Source organism: Pseudomonas sp. 300, from assembly GCF_055803035.1.
Map to the genome: position 1 here is coordinate 3,276,669 of NZ_JAVLRV010000002.1, position 13,916 is coordinate 3,290,584.

Sequence of the window (13,916 nt, forward strand, 5' to 3'; positions counted from 1 at the left end):
AGGCTAGCTCCCACATTGGTTTGCGGTGAACTCAGGCCAGGTTTTCGTCGGTGGCCGGCACGATCAGGATGCCGGCGCGCAGGCCATTTTTCACCTTGGGGTTCGGGAAGATGATCCGGGCGCCCTCCTCCTCGATGATCCACCGCGTCTGGGCGATGTCTTCGGCCAGCAGATAACCCACTTCCAGTTCCGAAAAGTTCTCGATGTCCGCCGGCAGGTTCAAGCGGAAGCTGTCGCTGTGCTTGATGATTTCCCGTGCCACGCTGAACAACTGCAACCCATCCAGCGCCGCTTCAGTCAGTTCCGGCTCGGAGCCTTCGATGATCTGTTTGAGGCGGGTTTCCAGCAAAGAGACGTTAACGCCGTCGTTCTGTCCGAACGGCCGGGCCTTGCCCAACTCAAGGGTGAAGGATTCGGCGCCGAGCTTGTCGTAGGTGTAGGAACTGAAAACGATGGACGGCTTGTTTTGCAGCAGCACGGCTTCCATGCCGGCGGCGCGCAGGCGTGCCAGCTCCTGACGGGAGTGCTGGCGATCTTCTTTCCACGGATACAGGGCGAACTGCTCGATTTTCGAGCCTCGAATCGCCGTGTGCAGGTCGTAGTGCAGACGTTCACGATCCGGCAGGCTGAAGAAGCTGGCGGCCAACCGTTCCAGCTCACAAGCGCGCAGGGCCTCGGAACCACTGGTTTGTTCGTGACGGCCGTTGAACAGCCGATTGACGTCCTGCTCGATGAAACGCTCGCCTTTGCGAATCGCTTCCGGGTTGCCGAACAGGAACAGAATGCGTGCGCGCGGCTTCAAGTCGCCGCGGGCGATGTCATGCAACAGGCGATCAAGCAACTCGATCGGTGCTGTTTCGTTGCCATGGATGCCGGCCGACAGCAGCAGGTCCAGGCCGTTATCCCGAGCTTCAGGTGGCCGGACTTCCAGCGCACCTTCGCTCAACCAGCGCATCCGCACGCCTTCGACAGTCAGTTGAGTCTTCTCCGCCGGTTCGCGGCCGGCGAGGGTCAGTTCAAGCAGTTTGCCGAGGGCGAGCATAGAGCGGTTTCCTTAATGGTCGTGTGCGCAATCCGGGCCGTGCACGTGGTCTTCGTCGCCGACTTCAGCCGGTTCCATTTCCAGTTGCAGACTTACCAGATTAGTCGCCAATGGGCGCAGCAGCAGGTTGGCGTATTCAGCGTCACCTTCTTCGACGTCCACGCCGATCAGCAGTTGGCCGCGGCCATCGTGCTGAATCCACAGCTCTTTGCCTTGCCAAATGACCGCGACGCGGGTGCAGGAAGTTTCCAGTTGCGTGCCGTCGGTGTCTTCAAGGATCAGCTGCAGGGTATCGCTCATGTGTTTTACGCTCTCGACGTTCAATTGATCTGGAATGGATAAACCGCGCCCAGTTTAAGGATTTGCGTCAGTTCATCCAGTGCCGTCCGGCACTCAAGCAGCAATTGCGGGTCCGCGAGATCGTTTTCGGTCATGCGGTCGCGGTAGTGCTTGTCGACCCATTCGGTCAGCGTGCCGTACAACGGTGCCGTCATGATAACCCCTGGGTTGACGGCCGCCAGTTCGGTTTCATTCAATGCGACGCGCAGGCGCAGGCACGCGGGGCCACCGCCGTTCTGCATGCTTTGCTTCAAATCGAAGACTTTGACTTCGCGGATCAGGCCGCCAGAGCTGGTCAAACCTTGCAGGTACTGCCAGACGCGCTCGTTACCACGGCACTCTTCCGGCACGATCAACAGCATCGAGCCATCAGGACGCGACAGCAGCTGGCTGTTGAACAGGTAGGAACGCACCGCGTCTTCCACGGTGACCGCAGAACGCGGAACGCAGATCGACTGGAAATTCCCGCCGACCTTGGCCAGTTTGCCTTGCAGCTCGGCCAGCATCTGGTCGGTGTCGAGGAACGCGTCCTCGTGATAGAACAGCACTTCGCCGTTACCCACCGCGATCACGTCGTTGTGGAACACGCCCTGATCGATCACCAAAGGATTCTGCTGCCCGTAGACCACGCCGTCGTCGCTCAAGCCGTGCAGACGAGCAACGGCTTGCGACGCTTCGAGCGTCTGGCGCGCCGGGTACTTCTGCGGCGCTGGATAGCGGGTATCGAACGCACTGCGACCGAACACAAAGAACTCGACGCCGGCTTCACCGTACTCACGGCAGAAACGCGTGTGGTTGGCCGCGCCTTCGTCCCCGAATTGCGCCACGGCCGGCAACGCCGCGTGGTGAGCGAAGTGCTTCTGATCAGCGAACATCGCCCCCAGCACACGGCTGGTCGTCGGGTGTTCGATACTGCGGTGGTACTTGCAGTTGAGGTTGGCGGCGGTGAAATGCACGCGACCGTCGGCGGTGTCGGCGCTAGGGCTGACCGTGGCGGCGTTGGCCACCCACATGCTCGATGCCGAGCAACTGGCGACCAGCAACGGCATCGCATCTTTGGCGGCTTGCTCGATCACTTGCGCGTCGGTGCCGCTGAAGCCCAGGCGACGCAGGGCGGCGACGTCTGGACGCTCTTGCGGTGCGAGAACGCCTTGTTGAAAGCCCATTTCCATCAGCGCTTTCATTTTCGCCAGGCCTTGCAGCGCGGCTTCCTTCGGGTTCGAAGACTGCTGGCTGTTGCTCTGGGACGCGACGTTGCCGTAGGACAGGCCGCCGTAGTTATGGGTCGGCCCCACTAGACCGTCAAAATTGACTTCATAGGATTTCATCAGCGAGGCTCCACGAGAATCTGTTGTTATGGCTTCAGTAACTATTCAGTAAGACCGCGTTGCGGCCATCGCCAGCAGGCTGGCTCCCACAGGGTCGGTGGTGTTCACACATTTTGTGTACGACCCAATCACTGTGGGAGCCAGCCTGCTGGCGATGGGCATCACGCCATCTTCACGCCAGGCGTAAGCGATGCAGGCAACGTCAGGCTCGGCGTTTCCAGCGAAGCCACCGGGTACGCGCAGTAATCTGCGGCGTAATAGGCGCTGGCGCGATGGTTGCCCGAGGCGCCGACGCCGCCGAACGGTGCGCTGCTCGCGGCACCGGTCAGCTGCTTGTTCCAGTTGACGATACCGGCACGGCTTTCCAGCCAGAACTGCTGATAACGCGCTTCGGAATCCGACAGCAGACCGGCCGCCAGGCCATAGTCGGTGTTGTTGGCTTCAGCGATCGCCGCTTCAAAATCAGCGTAGCGGATCACTTGCAGCAAAGGACCGAACAGCTCTTCGTCAGGACGATCGGCCACTGCCGTGACATCCAGAATGCCTGGGGTCAGCAACGCGGCTTGCGCCTGAGGCTGAGTCATTTCCAGCAGCGCCACGGCGCCGTTGGCCAACAAATGTTCCTGTGCATCCATCAAGGCTTTCGCCGCACCGAGGGAGATCACCGAGCCCATGAACGGCGCCGGTTGCTGATCGAACGCACCGACTTCAATGGTCGAGCTGACCGCCACCAGACGCGCCAGCAACGTGTCGCCCCAAGTGCCCTGCGGCACCAGCAAGCGGCGAGCACAGGTGCAACGCTGACCGGCGGAGATGAACGCCGACTGGATGATGGTGTAAACGGCAGCATCGAGATCAGCGACCTCATCGACCACCAGCGGGTTGTTACCGCCCATCTCCAATGCCAGAATTTTGTCCGGACGACCGGCGAACTGCTGGTGCAGATGATTGCCGGTGCGGCTCGAACCGGTGAAGAACAGACCGTCGATGCCCGGGTTCGCCGCCAGGGCGATACCGGTTTCGCGAGCGCCTTGCAGCAGGTTCAACACGCCGGCCGGCAGACCGGCTTCGATCCAGCACTTGACCGTCAGCTCGGCGACTTTCGGCGTCAGTTCGCTCGGCTTGAACAGCACGCTGTTACCGGCCAGCAGCGCCGGCACGATGTGACCGTTGGGCAAGTGACCCGGGAAGTTGTAAGGACCGAACACCGCGACCACGCCATGCGGCTTGTGGCGCAACACGGCGGTGGCGTCGCCCAGCGGGCCGCTCTTCTCGCCGGTGCGCTCGCGGTAGCTCTGCACCGAGATCGCAATCTTGTTGACCATGCTGGTCACTTCAGTCGCCGCTTCCCACAACGGTTTACCGGTTTCTTCACCGATGCAACGCGCCAGTTCGTCGGCGTTGTTTTTCAGCGCGGCGGCAAAAGCCTCCAGCACGGCGATGCGCTCATCCAGGGTGCGACGGGCCCAGCCCGGGAACGCCTGACGAGCAGCCTGCACGGCCGACTCAACCTGAGCGGCGGTCGCGCCCTCGCCGGTCCACAGCACTTGCTGGGTCACCGGGTTCAGCGACTGGAAGGCTTCACCCTGACCGGCCAGCCATTCACCTGCGATGTATAGCGAATTCATTATTTCGACTCCCTGGCAGCAGACAACGGAACGGCGCGCACCTGATCGCCGGCGTTGAGTTGAAGACGTTTGGCGGTCAGCGGATCGACGACCAACGTGCCGGCGGCGAAGCGTGCTGGCGCAGCAGTGATGCGGCAGTCTTCGCGCTTGCGGTTGTGAATCAGGAACGGCGTGGCGTCGTCACCCGGCGTGCCAATGGCCAACACCAGCGCCTGACTGTCGCGCACGGCGCGGATCTTGCCGGTTTCGCATTCCACCGCCGGGCCGGCGTCGAAGATGTCGACGTAGCCCTGGTAGCTGAAACCCTCGCTCTTGAGCATCGACAGCGCCGGCTCGGTGTCTGGGTGAACCTGACCGATCACGTTGCGCGCATCCGGCGACAGGAAGCAGGTGTACAGCGGGAATTTCGGCATCAGTTCGGCGATGAACGCCTTGTTGCCCACGCCGGTCAGATAATCGGCCTGGCTGAATTCCATTTTGAAGAAATGACGACCAAGGCTTTCCCAGAACGGCGAACGCCCGGCTTCGTCGGACACGCCGCGCATCTCGGCGATAATCTTGTTGCCGAACAGCTGCGGGAACTCGGCGATGAACAGCATCCGCGCCTTGGCCAGCATGCGACCGTTGAGGCCCGTGCGGTAATCGGCGTGCAGGAACAGCGAGCACAATTCAGAGTTGCCGGTCAGGTCGTTGGCCAGGAACAGCGTCGGGATTTCGCGATAGATGTTCAGCTCTTGGGACGCACTGACCGTCAGGCCAACCCGGAAGTTGTACCAGGGCTCACGCAGACCGACGGCGCCGGCGATGGCGGAAATCCCCACCACACGAGCGTTGTCATCTTCGAGCACGAACAGGTAGTCCGCATCGCCGCGCCCGGCTTCGCCGCGAAAGGTCTTCTCGGCCCAGCCGACCCGGTGGGCCAGACGTTCTTCGTTGGCCGGCAAGGTGGTCAGGCCGGTGCCGGTGCTGCGGGCCAGGTCGATCAGAGCGGGTAAATCGCTGCTGCGTACGGGACGAACGATCATGCTATCTCCTCAAACGGGCCGCTTGCGCCACCCGCGAAACTCTCTGCTTTTCAGGCAATAAAAGCAGTCGTTAAACCGCTACCAGGCGCACGCTCGCACCTTCGCCGACGCCCAGGGCTTCGGCCGCTTCCAGATCCAGGGTCACGGGTTTGCCCGGCGCGTAATCGAGCTCGAGCAACACGGCGCGGTAATCCTGCAACTGTGCATTGGCCACCAGGTACTGACGACCGGCGCCTTTTACCGGCTCGCCGATTTTCACCGGCACCACACGGCTCTGGGCGATCGAACGGATCCCCGAAACGCGGGCATGCAACGTCGGGCCACCGTCGAAAATATCGATGTAGTGATCGGTCTCGAAGCCTTCGCGCATCAGGATGTCGAAGGTGATCTGCGCCCGAGGGTGCACCTGGCCCATCGCTTCTTGCGCGGAGTCCGGCAGCAACGGCACGTAGATCGGGTAATGCGGCATCAGCTCGGCGAGAAACGTACGGCTCTTGAGGCCGCACAGACGCTCGGCTTCAGCGTAGTTGAGGTCGAAGAAGTTGCGACCGATGGCGTCCCAGAACGGTGAGTCGCCATTTTCATCGCTGTAACCGACGATCTCGGTCACCACGGAATCGGCAAAACGCTCCGGATGGCTGGCCACGAAGAGCAAGCGGCCACGGGAGTTCAGCTCGGCCCACGGCGACCCCACCAACTCGCGTTGCACGTAGAAACTGGTCAGCAAACTGTTGCCGGTCAGGTCGTGGCACTGCGAAAGCACGTGGATCTTGTTATGAATCTTCAGCTCGCGGGAAGCGTGCACGAAGGTTTCATTACGGAAGCTGTAGAACGGCTCGGAATAACCGGCCGAGGCAACGATGGCCGAGCAGCCGACCAGTTTCCCGGTGGCGGTGTCTTCGAGCACGAAGAAATAGCTCTCTTCACCGTTGAAGCTGACTTCGGCAGAGAACGAGGCCTCGCTCGCGGCGATCTTGTCGCTCAGGCGTTCAACGTCATCCGGCAAGGAAGTGACACCAATCGGGCTGTCCGCAGCCAGACGCTGTACCTCGCCCAGATCAGCCATTTGCGCGGGGCGCATCACCAGCATGGTGTCACTCCTTTCTCTCAAAACTTACGAAATAAAAAATCCCGGGCCACCCCTGAAACAACTCAGAGTCAACTGTGGGAGCTAGCCTGCTAGCGATCTCGTCCTGTCAGGCAACAATGATGTTGGCTATCAGGCCCTCATCGCTAGCAGGCTAGCTCCCACACTTTTGATCCAGCCCGAAACAAAAATTGGGATCGACGCCTGAAAGGTCAGGCGTCGAAGGGTCTATCAGGCTTGCGTCAGTTTTGCCGCAGCGCGCTCGAAACGGTCCAGACCTTCGTCGATGTCTGCATCTTCAACCACCAGGCTTGGCGCAAAACGCACCACGTCCGGGCCGGCTTGCAGCACCATCAGGCCTTCGCGCTCGGCGGCGTTGAAGATGTCCTTGGCTTTGCCTTTCCAGGCATCGCTCAGCACACAACCGATCAACAGGCCCATACCACGCACCTTGGTGAACAGGCCGTATTTCTCGCCGATCTGTTCCAGGCGCGCCTTGAACTTGTCGTGCTTGGCATTGACGCCGGCCAGCACTTCAGGGGTGTTGATCACGTCAATCACCGCTTCGGCCACTGCGCACGCCAGCGGGTTGCCGCCGTAGGTGGTGCCGTGGGTGCCGACGACCAAATGCTTGGCCAGGTCTTCGGTGGTCAGCATCGCCGCGATCGGGAAACCGCCGCCCAGGCTCTTGGCGCTGGTCAGGATGTCCGGGATCACGCCGTATTGCTGGTAGGCGAACAGCTTGCCGGTACGGCCCATGCCGGTCTGCACTTCGTCGAAGATCAGCAGCGCGTTGTGCGCGGTGCAGAGGTCACGGGCGCCTTGCAGGTATTCGAGTTCGGCCGGGATGACACCGCTCTCGCCCTGGATCGGTTCCAGGACCACGGCGCAGGTCTTGTCGGAAATGGCGGCTTTCAACGCGGCCAGATCGTTGTACGGCACGTGGGTGATGCCGGTGATTTTCGGACCGAAACCGTCGGAGTACTTCGACTGGCCACCGACGTTCACGGTGAACAGGGTACGGCCGTGGAAGCTGTTGAGCGCGGCGATGATTTCGTACTTCTCGCTGCCGAACCGATCGAAACCGACGCGACGGGCCAGCTTGAACGCGGCCTCGTTGGCTTCGGCGCCGGAGTTGCAGAAGAACGCACGCTCGGCGAAGGTCGCGTTGATCAGCTTATGCGCCAGGCGCAGGGCCGGCTCATTGGTGAACACGTTGGACACATGCCACAGCTTGTTCGCCTGTTCGGTCAAGGCACCGACCAGCGCCGGGTGCGCATGGCCCAATACGTTAACGGCAATCCCGCCGGCGAAGTCGATCAGCTCGCGGCCAGACTGGTCCCAAACGCGGGAACCGGCGCCACGCACAGGAATGAAGGCGGCAGGCGCATAGTTGGGAACCATTACCTGGTCGAAATCGGCGCGTTCTACCGCAGCGTGCTCAACGGACATCGGAGTCTCCTGAAAAGGAACACTCGCCTGAAACTGGCGAGCGATGAGGGGGATTGTAAGGACAGTTTTCAGCCCGGCCTTGCCGCCAAGCGACAACTTCTTATAGCGCAAACCCCGGTTTCAGCCGGGTTTACGGCAATGCGACATATAGCGTCGCAAAGGCGCAGTTTAAACCGGCGGCACAGGTTATAGGCAGGCTTGTGAAGCGATGCGGTAATTATGTACCGCACACCCTGCCTCATCGTCTGTTTTGCTGCGCGTCCATCCAAACGCTAAGGGATTAGCGCAATGACCCAACATGAATCCGAGCTTACGGCTCAGCCAGACACGCATTTTCAGCATGTCTTCCACAATCTGCCCGACTGGGTATTAACAACGTCGCCCGCCACCCGCCGCGCGCTCAAGAGCGCGCCGCTGGCCATTCCTGACTGGCACACCCAGGCAACCCGCCAGCAGCATCAGGCCCTGAAAGCAGCCAACACGCACTACCTGACCCAGCGCAACCACCTGGAATCGATGCTGAATAAATTGCAGAACGCCCGGGACTTTGCCGAACCGCTTCTGCGAGACGCATTGAAAACCCGCTACGGCCTGGACCTGGACGTCAAGACGACTTTCCTGCGCCTGTACATCCCGCAGACCATTCCGTGGTTCCCGATCAAGACCGGTGCCGCGCGCACCTGGACGGTATCGCTGCTCGACGCCGCCCTGCACAACTTTCAGGATTCGGAAAGCGAAGCCGAGGCCTACGAATCCGCCTCGACGTTCATCACAGAACCTTCGTCCACGGGACAATTCGAGACGTTGCCGGCGATCAAGCGCCAACTCTCCATTCAGCACTTCACCCGGATGTGCAGGGAACTGGATATCGGCGGTCGATACGAGACTTACCTCAAAGAATATCTGGGATCGACCAACCCGGTAGTGGCTGCCGTGTTGAAGGCGAGCGTGATCAAGACGCACAAGGCCGCCCTGCTTTCAGCCCTGCACATGGCCCAGGCCCGGGGCGACCTGCCGCTCGATGCCCATCAGTCGATTCTCGACATTATCGAGGGTCGCGAAAACGTGGGACTGGACAACTGGCGACTGCACTGTCACGACCTGAAAATCATGTCTTCAACGCTGACGGGCATTGTCATTTTCGCGCCGAGGCTTGAGCTCACGTCCCAACGATCGCGGATCATCGCTTACATCCCCGATGACCCGGAACATCCGCTCAAACAGTACCCCGACACCTTGGCGTTCATGACCGAACTGACCCGCAAACTGCGCGCCCCGGCTTATCAGGCGTTCTTCAGCCGGTTCATCGATCATCAGGAACGAGGACACTTTTTCGCCGACCTCAACAGCCGTCTCAGCGCGGTCACCTGGCATGAACACCAGCGCGGTGATCCGCTGCCGAGCTGGCGCGACACCCCCATCGACAACCCCAACCTGCAGTTCTCGGTGAGCTCGATCAGAAACGATCTGTGGACGCACCTCTACCAGCAGCAACTGAACAAAATACTCAATGACGCACGCAGCCTCGCGGTCTCTACCGCCAGTGCCGACCGAACGGCACGGTGGGCGTCATGGGACGCCTTCAGCAATGTCGCGAAAAAGATCCTTGAAGTGGCGTCGTTCGCTGCTCTGCCCTTTGTTCCGTTTCTGGGCGAAATAATGTTGGGCTACATGGCCTACCAAGTGCTCGACGACACGTTCGAAGGCATCATCGACTGGGCTGAAGGCCTGAAAACCGAAGCATTCGGGCACTTGATGACGATCGTTGAAACGGTGGTTGAACTCGGGACGTTCGTGGTGGGCGGCGCCATGGCGGCCAATGCATTCAACGGCCTCATGTCTCGCGAGGCGGTGACACTGATTTCCCCGCTCAAACCGGTCGAAACCGCCACAGGCAAAACCCGATACTGGAAACAGGATCTGACCCCTTACGAACAATCCGTTGATTTGCCGGACACGGCCACACGCGACCCTCTCGGCTTGTATCAGCATCAGGGCAAAACGCTGGCTCGCATTGAAGACAAACTCTACTCGGTCAAACCGGACAGCAAGACTGGCCGCTTTCAGATTCAACACCCGAACCGGGCCGATGCCTACCAGCCCGCTCTGCGCCACAACCATCATGGCGCCTGGCAGACCCTGCTGGAGCGACCGCTGACGTGGGACCGGGAAACCGTGCTGCGTCGACTCGGCCAGAGCGTCGAATCGTTCAGCGGTGCCGAGCGCGAGCAAATCCTGCAGATCAGTGGTTTTCACGACAACGTGTTGCGCGAGATGCATGTCGAGAATCAGCGCCCGCCTTCGCTACTGACCGACACGATCAAGCGCTTCAAAATCGACCGCGACATTCAGGCACTGGTCGAACAGACCGGCAGCGAACATCCCGATCGCTATCAGGCGTTGAATCAGCGCTCATCGTTGTTCCAGTCTCGCTACCGCGAACTTGAAAAAACCGACGACCGCCACGTTCAACTGCTGCAGGGCGAAGTACAGGGACTGCCCACGGACATCGCGCAAGAACTGGTGAGCAATGCAACCGGCACCGAGCTGAAGCAAATGCACAGCGGGCGCTTGCCGCAACGGCTCAAGGATGTCGCACTGAAAGCCATGGAAGCGGTGCGTGTCGCCCGAGCCTATGAGGGGTTTTATCTGGAGGGCATGGAGACGGCGGACACCCATCGCCTGGCCCTGCACACGCTTGAGTCACTGCCCGGCTGGCCCGCTCGCCTGCGCATCGAGGTCAGGGAGTTTTCCCATGAAGGGACGTTGCGCGACAGCATCGGCCAGCCCGACGCGCCCCTCCTCAGGACATTGGTGTACGCCGAGGACGGCACTTACAAGGTCCATGAAAACACTGAGCTGCCGGGGGACTTTTATCAGGCCATCCTTCAGGCATTGCCGGAAACGGAGCGCAACGCGATGGGCCTTTCTGTCGACGACGGGCCGATACTCAAACAACGCATTGTCCGGCAAGCACAGCACAAACCGGAGTTGCGCGCGCTTCTGGCCAAGCACCCCAACCGAAAACCCTTCTATGACCCGACGACCATGCGCCTGCCCGGAGGAACGGCGGGTTACCAACGCATCGGTCGCCCGACACCGACACTCGCTGACAGGGTTCGCGAGGTGTATCCAGGCCTGCCCCAGGATGAACTCAGCGCCATCGTTGCCCGCTTGCAACGCCACCCCGATGGTGCTCGCGTGGAGCTTTCGCGCCTGCGCAATGAAATGGAACGGCTGCACGAGGATCTGGGTCGCTGGATAAACGAAGCGCCCACCGTGCACCCCGAAACCAGGCTTCCACTGAGCGAGCTGGAACAACAGGCCCAGCAGCACAACCGACGGTTGCTGGCCCAGGAAATCCAGCGCAGCTGGCGCAGGCAGTCAGACCGGGACCTGGACTCTGCGGACAGCAGTGACCGATACGTGCTGCGGTTCGCGGAACCGATTCTGGGTGACCTGCCGGTTCTGACGGCAGACTTCAGCCACGTGTCCCTGCTTGCCCTTGAAGGCAGTCGCGCCGAGCAAGGCGTTCACGGGTTTCTGCAACGCTTCAGTAACCTTCGTCGCCTGGAGTTACGGCGCTTCTCCCTGAATACCCTGCCCGAAGCCATCCCACAGATGACCAACCTCGAAGCCTTGCTGCTCCAAGACTGCGCGATCGGGTTTGACGCCGACGCCTGGTCAAGGCTGACTTCATTGAAAAAACTGGTGATGCTGGACCTGTTCCGCAATCCATTCGCCACGACTCCCGGCCTCGAATCCATGCCTGAACTGGTGCACCTGGACCTGAGCGAAACCGGTCTGACTGAATTCCCCGCCAGCGTCGTCACGCATCCCAGGCTCGACACGCTGATGCTGATCAATAACCTAATCACCGAGCTGCCTGCCGGGTTGTTCGACAGCGTGGTCTACGACAAGAGCGGCATACACCTGTCGGACAATCCGCTCGTCGAGAGCGTTCGACAACTCATCAAGCTGCATTACCTCGAAACCTCATACGATCTGGGCGTCTATGCCCCCGAGGCAGATATCGAGCGTGTCAGGGCGCTTTACCCGAACATGGAAGTCGAGCAGGCCAGCGACTTCGTCTACGAATTGCCCGGGACCCTGGAAGAGGGCCGGATAGAACTGACCAGGCTGGAAACGGAGCTCGCTCAGTTGAGCAGCGACCTGGCGGCATGGACCGCCGACCTGCCGCCGCTCCACCCACGCACGGGCGAACCGTTCAATGAACGCCAACTGTTTGTCGAGCACGCCAACCGCGATGAATTCATGCAAACGCTGCAGCAATGCTGGCGGCATCAGACCGATGTGGACGATTTCAATGATTCACTCGAACCAACGTTCGATCTGGTCATCAATTCCCGAATAACCGGAGAGCTGCCAACCCTCAGCGCCGACTTCAGCCATGTCTCGGCGCTGGAACTGCAAAGTGTCGATGGCGTGACCCGGATCGGACGCTTCCTCGACGCCTTCCCCAACCTCAAAAGCCTGAGACTTCAAGAATGCGACCTCGGCACCCTTCCCGAGGCGGTGTTCAAGATGGGGAGACTGCGATCACTGTCGCTGCCTGAATGCCGCATCACTTTGTCAGCGGAGTCGGCAAACGCATTGGCAGGAATGGAACAGCTGGACTATCTGGATTTGAGCGCCAACCCTTTGGGCCACACGCCCGATCTGAGTCAAATGAAGGGGATCGCCACCGTCCTGCTCGCCGAGACCGGCATCACCGAAGTGCCCCGGGGCCTGCTGCAGCTGGAGGAACTGGATTGGGCCGACCTGAGCGATAACGCCATCACCGACATACCGAGCGACATCATGGAAGTGCCCGTGGAAGTGGCAGAAAACATCAATCTTCGAGGCAATCCGTTTTCCGAGGAAAGCGTGTTACGGCTGATCGACTACTTCGAGAGCACCGGCACGGATTTCAATGTGGAAGAAGTGATCAATCGAGGTGAGATGCAGGTTTCATCCACGGAGGGGTCCGAAGTCGACGAGTAAGACGGCCGTCAGCCTCGTTCCGATGGCACCGACGACAACTCGAACGGACTGCTGCTGCGCCGCTGGTTGCGATCTTCCCGTGGCGTGGCGCCGAAGAAGTTGCGGTAGGCACTGGAAAAATGCGGCCCCGAAGAGAAGCCGCACGACAGGCCGATCTGGATGATCGACTTGCTGGTTTGCATCAACATCTGCCGGGCCTTGTTCAGGCGCAGTTCCAGGTAGTACTGGCTCGGCACGCGGTTGAGGTATTGCTTGAAGATGCGCTCCAGCTGCCGACGGGACACGCACACGTGCTGGGCGATTTCGTCGGTGGTCAGTGGTTCTTCGATGTTGGCTTCCATCAGCAACACGGCCTGAGTGAGCTTCGGATGGCTGGAGCCGAGGCGGTTCTGCAGCGGAATGCGTTGGCGTTCGCCGCCTTCGCGGATGCGTTCGACCACCAATTCTTCGGACACAGCACCGGCCAATTCGGCGCCGTGATCACGGGCCAGCACGGCCAGCAACAGATCGAGAACCGACAAGCCGCCACACGCGGTCAGACGATCGCGATCCCAATCGAACAGATGGCTGGTGGCGATGACTTTCGGGAAACGTTCGGCGAAATCGTCCTGCCAGCGCCAGTGCACGGCAGCGCGATAACCGTCGAGCAAACCGAGCTGCGCCAACGGGTAAACACCGGCCGACAGACCGCCGATCACGCAACCGGCACGCACCAATTGTTTCAGCGAACTGCTGAGCGCCGGCGCGAGTGTGGTCGGCGGCTCATCGGCGAGCAGGAACAGCTTCTGGAAATTTTCGAGCTTGCCGGCCCACGGCTCACCCGGCAATTGCCAGGCGCCTTCGGTCGGCGGTTCGGCCTGCAAAAACGACAGTTCGTAGACCACGTCCGGATGCACACGCTGGGCAACACGCAAGGCCTCCTCAGCCAGCGCAAGCGTCAGTGCTTTAGTGCTGGGCCAAATCAGGAAACCAATTCGATGGGCAGTCATGGCGGGCAATCCGAAACGAAAA

9 protein-coding genes are annotated in these 13,916 nt (G+C 60.6%); 1 reads left to right on the plus strand and 8 read right to left on the minus strand.

Annotated features, from left to right (window positions below):
• Nucleotides 1–31 precede the first annotated feature (31 nt).
• The 7 genes from astE to Q7W83_RS21530 form a co-directional block, all read right to left on the minus strand.
• A complete protein-coding gene (astE, locus tag Q7W83_RS21500) occupies nt 32–1,042 on the minus strand; it encodes a succinylglutamate desuccinylase (RefSeq protein ID WP_150633316.1) in 1,011 nt (336 codons plus the stop codon).
• A gap of 12 nt (nt 1,043–1,054) precedes the next feature.
• A complete protein-coding gene (locus Q7W83_RS21505; protein ID WP_008033108.1) occupies nt 1,055–1,342 on the minus strand; it encodes a hypothetical protein in 288 nt (95 codons plus the stop codon).
• Nucleotides 1,343–1,362: 20 nt separating this feature from the next.
• On the minus strand, nt 1,363–2,709 hold the full coding sequence (astB, locus tag Q7W83_RS21510) for an N-succinylarginine dihydrolase (RefSeq protein ID WP_150639873.1): 1,347 nt from the start codon (nt 2,707–2,709) through the stop codon (nt 1,363–1,365).
• 161 nt (nt 2,710–2,870) lie between these two features.
• Nucleotides 2,871–4,340, minus strand: a complete 1,470-nt coding sequence (gene astD, locus Q7W83_RS21515; protein WP_191630166.1) for a succinylglutamate-semialdehyde dehydrogenase — start codon at nt 4,338–4,340, stop codon at nt 2,871–2,873.
• On the minus strand, nt 4,337–5,362 hold the full coding sequence (astA, locus tag Q7W83_RS21520) for an arginine N-succinyltransferase (RefSeq protein WP_150633313.1): 1,026 nt from the start codon (nt 5,360–5,362) through the stop codon (nt 4,337–4,339). The genes astD and astA overlap by 4 nt, the downstream gene beginning before the upstream one ends.
• A 70-nt stretch (nt 5,363–5,432) precedes the next feature.
• Nucleotides 5,433–6,452 (minus strand): arginine/ornithine succinyltransferase subunit alpha, encoded by a 1,020-nt coding sequence (aruF, locus tag Q7W83_RS21525; protein WP_150633312.1) that lies wholly within the window; start codon nt 6,450–6,452, stop codon nt 5,433–5,435.
• A 228-nt stretch (nt 6,453–6,680) separates the two neighbouring features.
• Nucleotides 6,681–7,901: an aspartate aminotransferase family protein gene (locus Q7W83_RS21530; protein ID WP_150633311.1), complete on the minus strand. Its 1,221-nt coding sequence runs from the start codon at nt 7,899–7,901 to the stop codon at nt 6,681–6,683.
• Between the two features lie 288 nt (nt 7,902–8,189).
• On the opposite strand from Q7W83_RS21530, the gene Q7W83_RS21535 reads away from it, so the two are divergent.
• Nucleotides 8,190–12,905, plus strand: coding sequence for a dermonecrotic toxin domain-containing protein (locus Q7W83_RS21535; RefSeq protein ID WP_473656862.1), 4,716 nt, complete (start codon nt 8,190–8,192; stop codon nt 12,903–12,905).
• 8 nt (nt 12,906–12,913) lie between these two features.
• Here the strand turns inward: Q7W83_RS21535 and Q7W83_RS21540 are convergent, their stop codons facing one another.
• Entirely contained in the window at nt 12,914–13,894 is a 981-nt protein-coding gene (locus Q7W83_RS21540; RefSeq protein ID WP_010457247.1) for a GlxA family transcriptional regulator, read from the minus strand.
• Nucleotides 13,895–13,916 lie beyond the last annotated feature (22 nt).

Excerpts from the sequence above, each read along its gene's own strand:
- Q7W83_RS21540 (WP_010457247.1), bottom strand. The coding sequence starts at position 13,894 with ATGACTGCCCATCGAATTGGTTTCCTGATTTGGCCCAGCACTAAAGCA.
- Q7W83_RS21505 (WP_008033108.1), bottom strand. The coding sequence starts at position 1,342 with ATGAGCGATACCCTGCAGCTGATCCTTGAAGACACCGACGGCACGCAA.
- astB (WP_150639873.1), bottom strand. The coding sequence starts at position 2,709 with ATGAAATCCTATGAAGTCAATTTTGACGGTCTAGTGGGGCCGACCCAT.
- astA (WP_150633313.1), bottom strand. The coding sequence starts at position 5,362 with ATGATCGTTCGTCCCGTACGCAGCAGCGATTTACCCGCTCTGATCGAC.
- Q7W83_RS21530 (WP_150633311.1), bottom strand. The coding sequence starts at position 7,901 with ATGTCCGTTGAGCACGCTGCGGTAGAACGCGCCGATTTCGACCAGGTA.
- Q7W83_RS21535 (WP_473656862.1), top strand. The coding sequence starts at position 8,190 with ATGACCCAACATGAATCCGAGCTTACGGCTCAGCCAGACACGCATTTT.
- aruF (WP_150633312.1), bottom strand. The coding sequence starts at position 6,452 with ATGCTGGTGATGCGCCCCGCGCAAATGGCTGATCTGGGCGAGGTACAG.
- astE (WP_150633316.1), bottom strand. The coding sequence starts at position 1,042 with ATGCTCGCCCTCGGCAAACTGCTTGAACTGACCCTCGCCGGCCGCGAA.